Consider the following 14,427-nt stretch of genomic DNA (forward strand, 5'->3'; position numbering starts at 1 on the left):
CATTTTGGCCACAAGACGTTCCGCCATATCATCCTTGTGGGGATGAACTGCATCTGCGTCCTCCGCGCACCAACCGACCCGCTCGCAAGACAAAAGGCGGTGTCGCCTTGGAATTAGCGCCAATCCCCTCCGCCGATCGGGGCGCCGGGCGGGACCGGCTGCGTCAGGGGGTGGGTTTCGGCAAACGCCTTGAGCGCCTCGACGGGGCCAGCGAGGGCTTGAGCCAGATAGACGCATTGGGCCGTTTCGAGCCGGTCGCCCCGGCAATGTTTCAGCTCTTCCCCGAGCCGCCGCGCCGCGTCGCGGACGGCGCCTTGCGCCGTCGAGGACAAGCCGTCGCCCTGGATCAGCGCGGCAAGATAGGCCACGTAGCGGCCCCGCGCGACGCGGCGCAGTTCGGCTTGGCGCGCGTTCAGCAGCGGCGTAGGCCCCACCGTGCGGGCGATACGGTCCAGCGTCTCTTCCAGGCCCAGTTGCGACGGGTCGCGGCGTTGCTGTTCGACCAGGCGATTGAGACGCTCAGGCGCCAGCAGGGTTTCATAGACGGTCTCGACCGCCGCCGCCGCCGCCGAGGATGGATCGAACACCGCATCGGTGCGACCGTCGAACAGTTCGATGTCCGTCTGTCGATCCGGCACGCCCGACTGAGCGGACGACAACAGGTCGAGCACCCGATCCGGCAGGTCCAGCGTCTCGGGCGACAGGGCCAGCATCAGGGCGTCCAGCGCTGAACGCTGGCGGTCGGCGGGAATCGGATCGGCCCGCTCTCGTCCGTCGCCGCTGACGGCATAGGCATAGTCCACGCCGCCGATCTGACGCCCCACCGCCGTCGTCTGATAGCGATGATACAGATAGATGGGCACGACCACCCGCCGCAGGTCCGCCGCCGGCGCGCCCGCCGGCAGATTGTTCAGCCCGAACCGCGACAGGGCGATGCGGCGCACCGCCAGGGTATTGGCGAACTCGGCGACCACGTCCGAGCCATTGTCCCACATCGCGCCATAGGGCTGCAGACTGCCCAGCGGCCGGGTGTCGGTGTCGTTGACGAATCGATAGCCCTTCGCCTGAGCGTCCGCCGCCAGGGCCGCGCGCCGCGCCAGCGGCTCATGGCCCGGCGCATCGCCATACAGCCAGTCCACGACAAATCGGTCCCAGGCGCCGACGCCGGTCGTATAGGCGCGGCTGAAGTCCAGACGGTCGCCGTCCGCGATCACCCAGGGCGCCGGATAGTCCATCACCGAGGCCCGGTCCGCGAATGTCGAGGCCGCGAAGTTGTGAGAGATGCCGAGTGCATGACCGATCTCATGCGCCGCCAGCTGGCGCAGGCGCTGATAGGCCAGTCGGTCGGGATCGTCCTCGCCCCCCGTGCCGCTGCGGTCGGCGCCCACCAGCCCTTCGAAGATCATCTTGTCCTGACGGTCGCGCAGCGAGCCGAGTTGCACCACGCCGCGCACGATCTCGCCGGTGCGCGGGTCGTTGACGCTGGTTCCGGTCGACCAGCCGCGCGTCTCGCGGTGGACCCAGGACACGATGTTGTAGCGCGCATCCATCGGATTGACGCCTTCGGGCAGCAGCTCGACCCGGAAGGCGTCGACATAGCCCGCCTGGTCGAACGCCTGGGCCCACCAGTTTCCACCTTCGATCAGGGCCTGACGGATGGCGGGCGGCGCGGCGCGGTCCACATAAAAGACTATGGGTTTCTTCACCGGCGACCGGGCGGCGGTCGGGTCGGTCTTCTCCAGGCGGAAGCGTCGCGCCAGGCGGCTGACGACCGGATGGTCCAGATCGGCGGCGAAGTCCGTCACGATGATCTGCGCCGAGGTGCCCGAGCGCGGGTCGTGCGGCACGGGCTGGAATCCCTCGTCGGGCAGGCGGATGAACGAATGGTGCACAGTCAGGGTGACGGCGCGCGCATCCGGCGACACCCGCGACAGGTCGGCGCCCGGCTCGTCGCTGGTGAAGGTCTGGACCGTCTCGAACTCGACGTTTTCGGGGCAGACCAGGGTCTGGGCCGTGTCGATGAAGCTGAGAGATGGAGCGGGCTTGAACGCGCCCAACCGCGCGCGCTTCAGCCGGCCCACGGCGTTGACGGCGTCGCGCTCCAGAAAGCTGGACAAATCGACGGTCACGGCGCCGTCGGGCGCCGTCTCGATCACTTCGCCGGACCAGACCACGGGCGCGGCAAAAGAGGCGGCGACGGCGTTCACCTGATCGGCGTCGGCGTCCTGGGCGCGAAAGTGCGCATTTTCGAAGGCGGCGAAAACGCGGTTGCCGACCTTGCGGAAGACAACAATCTGCGCCTGCCCGAGCCCCGAGCGGTCCAGGCCCGCCCCGTCCATGCCCAGACCGGCCGACAGGCCCGGTTGATATAGGTAACGTCCCAAAACCCCGTCGGCGCCCGGGGCCGGCATCCGCGCCGTCACCTTGCCCTTCTGCTGATCCGCACGGACCGCGAACAGCCCCTGTTGCCAGGGTGCGGGCGAAGAGGCGGAGGCTGATGGCGCACCGGTCCGCGTACCCGTCTGGGCCACCGCCGGATTGGCCGCCGCCAGGACCAACCCGGCGACGCCCGCCATCAGAACCTTGCGCATTCTCGTCTCCCCACCTTCGTTTTACGCAAAGTCGTCCTAGCGCACGCCCAGCGCCAAGGCGTCGGGGCGACGGGTGTCGGCGGCGCCCAGGAAGCGATCGCCCTCGACCATGATCGACTGGGTGCTGCCCATGGTCATGGACGGCCGCACCGTATGGCCCCGCGCGCGCAGCAACCGCTCGACGTCAGGCGAGAAGCCGCCTTCCAGCTCCAGCGGGCTGTCGCCGCCCCCTTGGTTCAAGCGTGGCCGCATGGCGGCCTCGGCGATGTTAAGGTCATGGTCGATGACGTTGGAGATCAGCTGGACCATGGTGGCGATGATATATCCGCCGCCCGGCGTGCCCGTAACCAGCCAGGGCTTGTCGTCCTTGAACACGATCATCGGCGTGATGGTCGATCCCAGCCGCTTGCCCGGAGCGGGCGAATTCGGCTGGCCTTGCGTGCCCCAGGCGAAATTATCCAGATTGTTGTTCAGCAGAATACCGGTGCCCGCCGGCGAGACGTGGGCGCCGTAAGAGTTGGACAGGGTATAGGTGTTCGAGACCGCGTTACCCCGGTCGTCCGCCACCGAGAAGTGGGTCGTGTCCTTGCTCTCGAACGGATAGGGATTGCCCTCGGGAATGTCGTCGGCGCCCAGCGAACGCTCCAGCGAGATCAGCTTCACCCGTTCGGCGGCGTAACCCTTGCTGGCCAGGCCGTGAGCCGGCGCATTCCATTGGGGCGCCCCGCCGATCAGCCGGCGGTCGGACGAGGTGATCTTCATCGCCTCCGAGATCAGGTGCAGACTATCGACGCTGCCCCAGCCCATGGCCTTCAGGTCGAAATGCTCCAGCAGGTTCAGCGCCTCGGCGACGCTGACGCCCGAGGCGGTCGGCGGCATATAGGCGATGCGGTTTCCGCGATAGCTGCCCCAGATCGGCTCGGACACATCGGCGCGATAGGCCGCCATGTCGGCCAGGGTGATGACCCCGCCCCGCGCCTGCACGCCCGCCACGATCTGATGCGCCAGCTCGCCGCGATAGAATTCGTCCGCCCCGCCGCGCGCGACCTTGCGCAGGCTCTCGGCCAGCAGGGGCTGACGGAAGACTTCGCCCGCCTGATAGGGCGCGCCGTCCGGCTTCAGATAGGCTTCGCGCGCGCCGGGGTCGGTCGCCAGCACCCGCGCCCGCCCGGCCGTGGCGTCAGCCTCGCCCTCCGACAGGACATAGCCGTCCTCGGCCAGAGCGATGGCCGGAGCCATCAGCTCGGCCCAGGGCATGGAGCCGAACCGCCGGTGCGCCTCCCACATGCCCATGACGGTGCCAGGCACGGCGACGTTGATGAAGCCCGAGGGCTTGGAGCGGTCGAACTTGCCGTCGGCCCCCAGCAGCAGCTCGGGCGTCGTCGCGGCCGGGGCGACGCCGTAATAGTTGATGGCGATGTCCTGCGCCGGCCGATCCGCCGTCGCCGCCATGTGCGCGACCATATAGCCCGAGCCGCCGATATTGCCGGCGCGCGGCAGGGTCACGGCCTCGGCGAAAGCCACGGCGATGGCGGCGTCCACCGCATTGCCGCCGCGCCGCAGAATGTCCACGCCGACGCGCGTTGCGGGATCGCTCTGGCTGACCACCATGCCGCCGCGACCGGCGACCGGGCTGTGAATCTGGCCGTAGCTGACAATGTCGCCGCCGCTGCCTGCAGTTGGCCGTACTGCGGCTGGCGCCTCCTGCGCAAAGACCGGCCATGCGGCCAGGAAGGCGGCCGCCGCCGCGGCCAAGACTCTGGTCTGAAAACGCACGTTCACCCCCTGCGCTGCCCCGATTTCGCCCCAAGCCTGACCCGTCGCCTTTCAAAAGACAAGCCGATCGGCGGGATACAAATGCAGAAAGAATAGATTCAAGGGCAGGTTGTGGTCATTATCTTGCTCGAAAAACCGAACGTGGAGAAGATTTAACCTTCGCCGGTTGACGTCGTCTTTGTGGCGGTTTCTAGTCGAGCTCACGGCTTTTCGTCGGTCCGCGTCGTTTTGAAATGCGCGCGTTCGGCGATGCAGCCGGTGACGCGCATCGGGGGATGCCGAGTTCGATGACCAGTAAAGGGGATGACAAAACCATGCGTGCAGCCTTCGCTCGCCAAAGCCTGAAGACCGCCATGTTGGCCACGACGGCGCTGTTCAGCGTCGCTACCGGCGCCGCGGCCCAGCAAGCCGATCCGCAGCCGACCGAGGTGGACGAGATCGTCGTCGTCGGCTCGCAGATTCGAGGCGCCAAGGTCACGGCCGCCCTGCCCGTCACCGTCATCGGCGAGGAGCAGATTCTGGCGACGGCCGCTTCCTCAGGCGACGAACTTCTGCGCTCCATCCCGCAGATGGGCGATGTGACCTTCAACTCCGCCTATCTGCCCGCCTCGTCCAACTCGGCGCGCGGCGACACCGGGTCGGTCAATCTGCGAAACCTGGGCATCGGCAACACCCTGGTCCTGCTGAACGGCCGCCGCGTCGTGGGCCACCCGACGTCCCAGGCCAACGAACATCTGGTGCCGGTCCTGACCTACAACACCAACGCCATTCCGGTATCGGGCCTGAAACGTCTGGAAGTGCTGCGCGACGGCGCCGCCGCCATCTATGGCGCGGACGCGGTGGCGGGCGTGGTCAACACCGTGCTGCGCGACGACATGACCGACTGGACCGTCTCCAGCCAGTACGGCGGCGCCGAGGGCACGGGCCTGCGCGAGTTCAACTTCTCGCTCTACGGCGGTCAGGACATCGCCGAGGGGCGCGGCAATGTCTCGGCCTTCTTCAACTATGACCACCGCAGCGAACTGACGACGCTGGAGCAGCCCTATACGGCGTCGGACGACAAGCGCCCGCTGTTCGCCGGAACAGGCTTCGAGAACAACTCGGTGCTGAACGGCCTGTCGTCCCTGACGCCGTGGGGCTATTTCCGGCCGACGGATGGTCGGGTGCTGATCGGGGGCGCCCAGCGCCAGGCCTTCACCGTTCAGCCCAACAGCCTGAACGGATGCATCCAGCAACTCGGCGGCGGGCTCTGCCTCAAGGATACCGTCAATGTCGATGCGTCTCTGCTCGCCGATACGGCCAAGGAAGACCTGACTGTCATCCCAAGCATCGACCGCTACAACCTGTTCCTGACCGGCCGATACAAGATTAACGACGCTGTTGAGGCTTTCGGCGAGATCGGGGGCTATTACGCCAAATCCCATGCCCGCCAGGCGCCGATCAACACCCTGTCGTCGATCGCCATGACCATTCCCACGACCAACGCCTACAATCCCGTCGGCGAAGACGTCTTCCTGAGTGGCTATCGCTTCAACGACATGGGACCGATCAACGTCGATGTCACCAACGAACAGTACCGCATCCTGGGCGGGCTGCGTGGCGACTGGCGTGGCTGGCGCTGGGAATCGGCGCTGGTCTGGTCCGAAGCCTCGGCCAAGGACGTGTCCGACAATATCTCGACCACGCGACTGGCGGAATGGGCGGCCAAATCGACGCCCGACGCCTACAACTTCTTCAACGGCGGCGATCCGGCCAGTCCGCGCTTCGGCGATTCCACTCCGTCCAACCAGGCGGCGCTGGACGCCATTCGCGTCGACATGGTGCGCAAAACCAAGACCGAGCTGGGTCTGTGGGACTTCAAGATTTCGCGCCCGGACGTCTTCCAGCTTCCGGGCGGTCCCGTCGGCATGGCTGCAGGCATCGAATTCCGCACCGAAAGCCAGTTGGACGACCGCGACAGCCGCATCGACGGCACGATCCGTTACACCGACAAGTCGGGCGCGGCCTACAGCGACCTGATAAACTCGTCCGAGAACCCCGACACCTACGGCGAACGCGACGTCTTCTCGGCCTATCTGGAGATCGCCGCGCCCCTCGTCTCACCTGAGATGAACATTCCTCTGGTGCATAATCTGGAGGTTCAACTGGCCGGCCGGTTCGAGAACTATTCGGACTTCGGCGACGTGGCCAAGCCTAAGATCGCCGCCGCCTGGGATATCGTCGACGGGTTCCGCATCCGCGCCTCTTGGGCCCAGGGCTTCCGTGCGCCCAATCTGGAACAGATCAACGCCACGGTGATCACGCGCTCGAACAGCTCCAACGACTATATCTATTGCGAAGCCCTGATCCGGCGCGGCGCGGCTGCGACTGGCATGGCCAATATGAACGAGTGTGGCGCCTCCTATCGTCCCACGGCGAACACGGCGACCGATCTCGCTAACATCAACACGACCCACGTCCGCAAGCTGACGGCGGAGCGGCGCTCGGGCAATCCGAACCTGCAACCCGAGGAGTCCGAAACCACCTCGGTCGGCGTGGTGATCCAGCCGCGCTTCCTGCCCGAACAACTGGGCAACTTCACCGTCACGGCGGACCTGTGGAAGGTCGAACAGACCGGAATGGTCGGCCTGTTCAGGGGCCAGAACGCCCTGATCCTCGATTATCTGCTGCGCAAGAGCGGCGGGTCCAACCCCAATGTCGTGCGCGCCGATCCGACGGCGGCGGACCAGGCCATCTTCGCCGGCACCGGCCTGACCCCGGTGGGCGAGGTGCAATACATCACCGACGCCTACAGCAATCAGCAGCCCCAGACGGTCGAGGGGCTGGATCTGGGCGTGATGTGGAACCTGCGCGGCACGCGGGTCGGGGATTTCAGCCTGAACCTGAACGTCTCGCACCTGATCAAATACTATCTGGAAATGTCTCCGGGCATGCAGGAACTGCAAGCGGCGCGAGACGCCGGCTCGATTCCCGCCTCCATCACGCTCGGCGGCCGCATGGGCGACCTGATCGACGACCAGGGGCGGCCGGAATGGAAATGGTCGCTGTCGGGAAGCTGGCGGTACCAAAACCTGACCGTGGGGGCCTTCAGCCAGTATATCTCTTCGATGTACGACAGCAGCCTGGTCAACTCGACCGGCGACTACTGGACGATCGATTCGACCCTGACGGCCAACCTCTACGCCGAATATCAGTTCGACCAAGGCGTCCTGTCCGACACCTCGATCCGCCTGGGCGTGCGCAATCTCAGCGACGAGCAGCCGCCTCTGTCGGCGGCGGGCTATCTCGGCACCGTGTATCAGCCTTACGGCCGCTACTGGTACGTCAGCTTCCGCAAGACCTTCTAACCCTGCTTGACGGGCGGAGGCTGAACCTCCGCCCGCCGCTTCTTCAGTCGCCTATCGGAGTTTTCCATGATGCCCGTCTCGATGCGCGCCCTTGCCCTGGCTGCGGCGCTGGCCGGTTTCGGCCTGCCTGCCGCCGCCGCGGAACTGACGCCCCAGGCCCGCGCCCAGATCCTGTCGACCGTCGAGCGAAACGAGCCGGCCCTGGATCACGCGGCGCTGGAAATCTGGAAGTTCGCCGAGTTGGGCTATCAGGAGACGCAGAGCACCGCACTGCTGCAGGGCCAGTTGCGCGACGCGGGCTTCACCGTCACGCCGGGGATCGCCGGCGAACCGACCGCCTTCCTGGCCAGCTTCAGGACCGGCGATGGCCCCGTCATCGCGGTGCTGGCCGAATACGACGCCCTGCCGGGCCTGTCGCAGACCCTCAGCCCGGTGCAGCAATCGGCCGGCGCCCCGGCCGGGCATGGCTGCGGCCACAACCTGTTCGGCGCCGCCTCGGTCCAGGCGGCCATCGCCGTCAAGGACTGGATGGTCGCCAACAACATCAAGGGCGAATTGCGCGTCTATGGCACGCCCGCCGAGGAGGGCGGATCGGGCAAGGTCTATATGGTCCGCGAGGGCCTGTTCGACGACGTGGACGTCGCCGTCCACTGGCACCCCGGCGACGTCAACAGCGCCCGCCAGGGCGACACCATGGCCAACGTATCGGGCAAGTTCCGCTTCTACGGCACGGCCGCCCACGCCGCCGCCGCGCCGGACAAGGGCCGCTCGGCCCTGGACGCGGTCGAGGCGATGAACGCCATGGTCAATCTGATGCGCGAGCATGTGCCCGACCGCACCCGCATCCATTATGTCATCACCGACGGCGGCCGCGCGCCCAATGTCGTCCCGGCCTATGCCGAAAGCTACTACTACGTCCGCCACACCAACCCCCAGATCGTCCGCGACGTGCTGGAGCGGGTCAAGAAGGCCGCCGAGGGCGCTGCGCTCGGCACCGGAACCCGGGTCGAGTTCGAGGCCATCGGCGGCGTCTATTCCATGTTGCCGAACGAGGCCCTGATGACGGTCATGGACCGCAATCTGCACGCCGTCGGCGGCATCACCTGGACGCCGGAAGAGGTCGCCCTGGCCGCCGAAATCCAGAAGACCCTGGCGTCCAAGCCGCCGCTGTCCAGCGTCGGCCAGATCGAGCCTGCGGTGATCGGCGGGGACTTCGGCGGCTCGACCGACGTGTCGGACGTCAGCTGGGTCACGCCCACCGTCGGCCTGTCGACCGCCACCTTCGTACCGGGATCGGCGGGCCACAGCTGGCAGAACGTGGTGGCGGCCGGTTCCTCCATCGGCCTGAAGGGCGCGCATCTGGCGGCCAAGACCCTGGCCCTGACCACCGCCGAGCTGTTCCAGAGCCCCGAGACGCTCGCGGCCGCCCAGACCGAATTCGAACGCCGCCGCGGCCCAGACTTCCAGTACCATGCCCTGTTGGGCGACCGCGCCCCGGCCCTGAACTATCGCGACTGAGACGCGCCCCTCGCGTCAACAGTCGCGGCGGTGTCCGTTCGGTGTTCATCGGTGCGAAAGTCGCACATATTGAGGATTGGAGCCCCGAAGCGAGATCGCCCATGAACAAACCTGTGACGCACCGACTGCTGGACACGACGGTCGGCGCGGGTTCGGGTTTGCGCTCACGGATCGTCGAACGGCCGGGCCTGTCTCTGGCTCGCGACGATCTGGCGGTTCTGGTGGAGGATGTACGATCGATCGCGCGGAGCGCGCTGGGTGACCGCGACCTCAGCTACGGCATTTTTTCCGGCGATCCCGAGACCTTGTCCCGGAGCGTGCTGACGATCGTCTATGAAAAGAACGGCGGGCGCCCGGTCGCGTTCAACGCCCTGGCTATTCTGGACGCTGACCTGGGCGGGCGGTCGGTGGAAGTCCTGCATCTCGGCCTGGTCATGGTGCGCCCCGACGTGCGTGGAGCGGGCCTTTCCGCCACGCTGTACGGCCTGACCTGCGTCCTGCTGTTCGTGCGCCGGCAATGCCGGGCGGTGTGGATATCCAGCGTGACCCAGGTTCCGGCTGTCGTGGGCATGGTCGCCGAGACCTTTTCCGATGTCTATCCCAGCCGGCCCGGCGCACGACGGTCGTTCCATCACGAAAGACTGGCCCAGCAGATCATGGGGCGCTGGCGTCACGCCTTCGGCGTCGGCGAAGAGGCCGGGTTCGACACCGATCGGTTCGTGATCACCAACGCCTATACCGGTGGTTCGGACGAACTGAAGAAGTCCTTCGATATCGCCGCCAAACATCGCGACGCGATCTATAACGACCTTTGCGCCACGGCGCTGGACTACAGTCGAGGAGACGACCTGCTGCAGATCGGCCAGATCGATATGCGCGCCGCCAGTCGTTATCTCGCCAAGGTGGCGCCGCCCGACACTGTTCCCGGCCTGCTGGGTTCGTTCGCCCTGCTGATGATCCAGGCGGCTCTCTTGCCGCTGGTCCACTGGCTCGACCACACTCAACCCTGGGGAAGCCTGCGCGCATGGAAGACGTGACGACCTTCGACTACGCCGAGTTCACCACCCGCAATCTGGGCTTCGTCACCGCGGCTGAACAGGCGGCCCTGCGAGACGGCGCTGTTTTCGTCGCGGGCGTCGGCGGCATGGGCGGCGCCTGTTTCCTGGCCCTGGTCCGCGCGGGGGTCGGAAGGTTCGCCGTCTGCGACATCGATGTCTTCGAAACCTCCAACATGAACCGTCAGGTCTTCGCCTTCACCGACACCGTAGGGCGAGACAAGGCTGAGGCCGCCTGCGCGGCGGCGCGGCGCATCAATCCCCTGATCGAGATCGAGCGTATGGGCGCAGAATGGATCGATCAGGTCGCCGATCTGGCGGCCCGCTATCCGGTCATCGTCAATGGCACGGATGACATCGCCGCCGGCGTTGCCCTATATCGTGCAGCCAAGGCGGCGGGCGCGACCGTGATCGACGCCTATGCGTCCCCCCTGCCCTCGGTGATCGTGGTGCGCCCCTCCGACCCACGCCCCGAGGACCGTCTGAAATATCCGACGCGCGGAAAGGCGCTGGACGCCATCCAGCCCGAAGACCTGCGCGCCAGCTTCATGAAGGAGCTGGAATACGTCATGGTTCATTCGTCGTCGGCCCGTCACGTCGATCTGGCCGCCGCAGCCGCCCTGGCCGCCGGCACGGCCAAGCGGATGTCTTTCGCGCCGATGGTGATCTCGACCGGCTGCCTGATGGCCTATGAGGCGCTGTGGCTGCTGATGGGTCGCCGATCCAGGACCGATTGCCGAGGCTGGTTCCTCAACGCCTTCGCGGGCCGCATCGAACGGCCGTTGCAGGCGCCGGTCGCCGCCGTAAAGCGTCTGGTCGTGCGCGCCTTCATGACCCGGTTGCTGAGGGGCGCGGCATGATCCGAGTGGATACCCAGGCCCTGCTCGACGGTTTCGCGGCGGCGGGTCTGGCGGCCTATGTCGCGGCCCTGCTCGTGCGCCGCGTCGGCGGCCCGTTGACGCCGCGCCTGGTCTTTCTGTTCGGGGTCATGTCGGTCTTCTACGGCGTACGCAGTTTGGCCGTCAGGACGGGCCTGCCGATCTTCGAAGGCGCGACCTACGCCGCCATATCGCTGGCGCCCTTGGCGGCCCTTTTGTTGGCGGAGGGCCTTCTTCGCCGTCATGCGCCGCGCGCGATGAAAATCGCCATCTTCGCGGCGTCCGCCCTGGGCCTGGCGTTCGCCCTGTTCACGACCGGCCATGTGGCGTTCGGCTCGCGGATCGCGCTGGCGGTCATTATCCTGTCCTCGTTGGTCGCCGTCCTGATCCTGCTGTGGACGCGGGACCGCAAGAGCCTGTCCCGCGCGGAAAACGGCGCCGTTCGCCGCCTCGCCGTCGGTCTGGCCATCGTCATCCCGCTGATCGGCACGGACTTCTCCGAACTGGTGGCATCGCCCATCGGTTTCAGTCCCATCGCCGCCCTCGTGATCGTGCTGCTGGCCTTGTCGAACGGGGTCAGCGATGCGCGCGACGTCTGGATCGACGCCGCCGTGGTCGTGGCGACGACCCTGGCCCTGACCTGCGGCCTGATCGAACAGTTGGGCATCGGCGCGCTGGATGACAGGGTTCGGCTGTTCGCCCTGATCGGCGCAGCCCTGATCACCATGACGCTGGTGGTTCGCATCCAGCCGTTCGGCGCAGCCGGACGGCGCACCCGTCTGCGCCAGCGCATGGCCTTGGCGGACACCGGGTCGCTAGACGGCTTTCTGGCCGACCTGACCAAGGAGCCGATGCTGAAGGATCTGTCAGTCCTGTCCGAACACGACCTCATCGACTATCCATCCGATGCGATGGCGAGGATGCTGGACCGCCGCCCCCTATGGAACACCGCCGACCTGCAGGCGGGGACAGCCGTCGACGACGACGAGGGGCAACACGAGCCGCTGCTGGACCTTCTGGCGCGATCGGACGCCACCCACATCGGGTTGCTGAGCCGATCGCCGCTAAGGATCGGTCTGGTCCGGTTGCCGGATCTGTTGCGCAACACCGACGCTGAGATCGATCTGGGCCTCGCCTTCCGAATGGCGCGACTGACGATGGCGGGCCGACCATGACTGCGGGTGCCGTGGACCTTCGCGAGGGCGATCTGGACGGGTTCTTCCGTGTTCCGTTCGAAATCTACCCCCGCGACAGCCCCTATGTAACGCCGATGCGCGCGGATCTGGAGCGGTATCTGGATCCGGCCAGAAACCCTCTGATGCGCGATGACGGGGGTCGTCTGACCTTTTTCACCGCCTGGCGCGACGGGCGTCCCGTCGGGCGTCTGACGGCCCACACCCATCCGTCCTCTAATGTGCGTCACGCCACGAAACGCTGTCAGTTCGGCTATTTCGACTGCGAGGACAGCGTGGAGACCGCCCGGCTGCTGTTCGATGCGGCCGAGGCCTTCGCCCGCGCCGAAGGCTGCGATGAATTGGTCGGCGCCTTCAACCTGACAGCCATGCAGCAGGCGGGGGTTTTGACCGAGGGCTTCGAGAACCAGCCCTATACCGACATGGTCTGGGGCGCCCCTCATCTGCCCCGCCTGCTGGAGGCCTGCGGCTATCGGCCCGTGTTCCCGATGTCGACCTTCGAGTTCGATGTCGGGACGAAGACCGCCGACGCGCTTTTGGGCGACAAGCAGCGCACGGTGCTGGCGGACCCCGACTGGACCTGGAAGCCCATCAGCCGCAGCGCCTTCAAAGCCCGGTTCGAGGAGGCGCGGCAATGCCTCAACGACGGCTTCAGCGACAATCCGATGTTCGTGCCCCTGACGTCCGCAGAGTTCGACTTCCAGGCCGGAGAGATGATGTGGATCGTCGATCCTCGCATCGCCTGCGTCGCGCACTACAGGGGCGAGCCCGCCGGGGTGGTGATCTGCATCCCGGATCTGAACCCGTTCCAGAAGGCGACGCGCGGCCGGATCGGGCCGATGACCCTGGTTCATTTCGTCCGTGAGCGGCTGAGGCGGCGCCGCGCCGTGATCATCTTCTATTCGGTCAAGCGCAGCCTTCACGGACAGGGGCTGAACGGCGCCATGCTGCATCAGGTGATCAAGGCCCTGTTTGCAGGTGGCTACAGGCAATGCGGCGTGACCTGGATCGCGGACGAAAACACCGCCTCCCTGCGCCAGATGGAAAAGCTGGGCGCGCGACGGCTTCAACGGCTGAACCTGTTCAGGAAAGATCTGCAATGACGCTGGATGCAGAGACGTTCCGGGCGCTGGTGGCCGAGGCCGCCCTGTCCCCCAGCGTTCACAATACTCAGCCGACACGGTGGCGACTGACGTCAGACGGCCGAGTCCAGGTGCTGGAGGACAACAGCCGCCGACTGCCCATCGGCGATCCCGACGGGCGCGACCTGAACGTCAGTCATGGCGCGGCGGTGGAGGGCTTCCGTCTCGCCGCCGGAAAGCGCGACCTGATCGTCGAGGTCGAACATGACGGCGTCGGCATCGCGGGGCTGACGGTCAGCGCGGGCCAGGTTTGCGATCCCCTGGCGGCGTTCCTGACGCAGCGGCGCACCTATCGCGGACCGTTCATGGGCGGCGCGGTCGCCCATGCCGCGCTGACCCGATTGGAGCCAAGCGAAGACCTGATCGTCGTCGACAGCCGGGATTCCATCGCCGAACTGGCGCGCCTCTATGACGAAGCCAGCCTGCGCTGGTTCCGCAACGCCGCCTACCGTGCCGAACTGCTGTCGTGGATGCGGCTTTCGCGAAACCACCCCCTCTGGTCGCTCGACGGGCTGAACGCAGAGGCGATGGAGATGTCCCGGATCCAAGCCGCCGGGGCGGGTGTCGTTCTGAAGCCCGGTGTGTTCGAGACGCTGGACCGGGTCGGCCTGGCGGGAGCCTTGGTCGCAGAGGTGGCGGTGGTGCGCAGCGCCTCGGCCGTCGTCCTGTTCCATCGGCCCGCAAACGAAGCGCCGTTCGACACGGGGCGACGGTTTCATCGCGCCTGGCTTGGCTTCACCCAGGCCGGACTGTCGGCCGCGCCGATGGCGGTTCTGGCCGACGATGCCGCCACCCGCGAACGACTGCAGGCGGAGTTCGGAATCGAAGGTGATCGTCGCCTGATCACCGCGTTTCGGGTGGGGATCGCGCCGGCTGGAAACGTTACGCCCAAACCCCGCCTCGGGCTGGACACCCTGATCGTCTGAG

General features: G+C 66.7%; 9 protein-coding genes. 7 read left to right on the plus strand and 2 right to left on the minus strand.

Translation table 11 applies throughout. The features are described from left to right. Positions 1 to 113: 113 nt before the first annotated feature. Positions 114 to 2,591: a zinc-dependent metalloprotease gene (locus P0Y50_00175; protein WEK40054.1), complete on the minus strand. Its 2,478-nt coding sequence runs from the start codon at positions 2,589 to 2,591 to the stop codon at positions 114 to 116. 36 nt (positions 2,592 to 2,627) lie between these two features. Then, positions 2,628 to 4,367, minus strand: coding sequence for a gamma-glutamyltransferase (ggt, locus tag P0Y50_00180; protein ID WEK40055.1), 1,740 nt, complete (start codon positions 4,365 to 4,367; stop codon positions 2,628 to 2,630). Positions 4,368 to 4,681: 314 nt separating this feature from the next. On the opposite strand from ggt, the gene P0Y50_00185 reads away from it, so the two are divergent. The 7 genes from P0Y50_00185 to P0Y50_00215 all read left to right on the plus strand — a co-directional run bounded on the left by P0Y50_00185 (position 4,682) and on the right by P0Y50_00215 (position 14,426). After that, entirely contained in the window at positions 4,682 to 7,714 is a 3,033-nt protein-coding gene (locus P0Y50_00185) for a TonB-dependent receptor (protein WEK40056.1), read from the plus strand. Positions 7,715 to 7,780: 66 nt separating this feature from the next. Next, positions 7,781 to 9,232, plus strand: coding sequence for an amidohydrolase (locus tag P0Y50_00190; protein ID WEK40057.1), 1,452 nt, complete (start codon positions 7,781 to 7,783; stop codon positions 9,230 to 9,232). Positions 9,233 to 9,333: 101 nt separating this feature from the next. Beyond that, positions 9,334 to 10,269, plus strand: a complete 936-nt coding sequence (locus P0Y50_00195) for a hypothetical protein (GenBank protein ID WEK40058.1) — start codon at positions 9,334 to 9,336, stop codon at positions 10,267 to 10,269. Next, the gene (locus tag P0Y50_00200; GenBank protein ID WEK40059.1) at positions 10,257 to 11,147 is read left to right on the plus strand and encodes a ThiF family adenylyltransferase; all 891 of its coding nucleotides are present in this window, start codon (positions 10,257 to 10,259) and stop codon (positions 11,145 to 11,147) included. Before P0Y50_00195 ends, P0Y50_00200 begins: the two co-directional genes overlap by 13 nt. After that, positions 11,144 to 12,340, plus strand: a complete 1,197-nt coding sequence (locus P0Y50_00205; GenBank protein ID WEK40060.1) for a hypothetical protein — start codon at positions 11,144 to 11,146, stop codon at positions 12,338 to 12,340. Before P0Y50_00200 ends, P0Y50_00205 begins: the two co-directional genes overlap by 4 nt. Further along, positions 12,337 to 13,461, plus strand: a complete 1,125-nt coding sequence (locus P0Y50_00210; GenBank protein ID WEK40061.1) for a GNAT family protein — start codon at positions 12,337 to 12,339, stop codon at positions 13,459 to 13,461. The genes P0Y50_00205 and P0Y50_00210 overlap by 4 nt, the downstream gene beginning before the upstream one ends. Then, the gene (locus P0Y50_00215; GenBank protein ID WEK40062.1) at positions 13,458 to 14,426 is read left to right on the plus strand and encodes a hypothetical protein; all 969 of its coding nucleotides are present in this window, start codon (positions 13,458 to 13,460) and stop codon (positions 14,424 to 14,426) included. Before P0Y50_00210 ends, P0Y50_00215 begins: the two co-directional genes overlap by 4 nt. Position 14,427: the final 1 nt, after the last annotated feature.

Source organism: Candidatus Brevundimonas colombiensis, from assembly GCA_029202665.1.
Taxonomy (GTDB): Bacteria; Pseudomonadota; Alphaproteobacteria; order Caulobacterales; family Caulobacteraceae; genus Brevundimonas; species Brevundimonas colombiensis.

What these genes read in the sequence shown, in the direction of transcription:
- P0Y50_00175 (WEK40054.1), bottom strand. Translation starts at nt 2,591, where the DNA reads ATGCGCAAGGTTCTGATGGCGGGCGTCGCCGGGTTGGTCCTGGCGGCG.
- P0Y50_00210 (WEK40061.1), top strand. Translation starts at nt 12,337, where the DNA reads ATGACTGCGGGTGCCGTGGACCTTCGCGAGGGCGATCTGGACGGGTTC.
- P0Y50_00215 (WEK40062.1), top strand. Translation starts at nt 13,458, where the DNA reads ATGACGCTGGATGCAGAGACGTTCCGGGCGCTGGTGGCCGAGGCCGCC.
- P0Y50_00190 (WEK40057.1), top strand. Translation starts at nt 7,781, where the DNA reads ATGATGCCCGTCTCGATGCGCGCCCTTGCCCTGGCTGCGGCGCTGGCC.
- P0Y50_00200 (WEK40059.1), top strand. Translation starts at nt 10,257, where the DNA reads ATGGAAGACGTGACGACCTTCGACTACGCCGAGTTCACCACCCGCAAT.
- P0Y50_00195 (WEK40058.1), top strand. Translation starts at nt 9,334, where the DNA reads ATGAACAAACCTGTGACGCACCGACTGCTGGACACGACGGTCGGCGCG.
- P0Y50_00185 (WEK40056.1), top strand. Translation starts at nt 4,682, where the DNA reads ATGCGTGCAGCCTTCGCTCGCCAAAGCCTGAAGACCGCCATGTTGGCC.
- P0Y50_00205 (WEK40060.1), top strand. Translation starts at nt 11,144, where the DNA reads ATGATCCGAGTGGATACCCAGGCCCTGCTCGACGGTTTCGCGGCGGCG.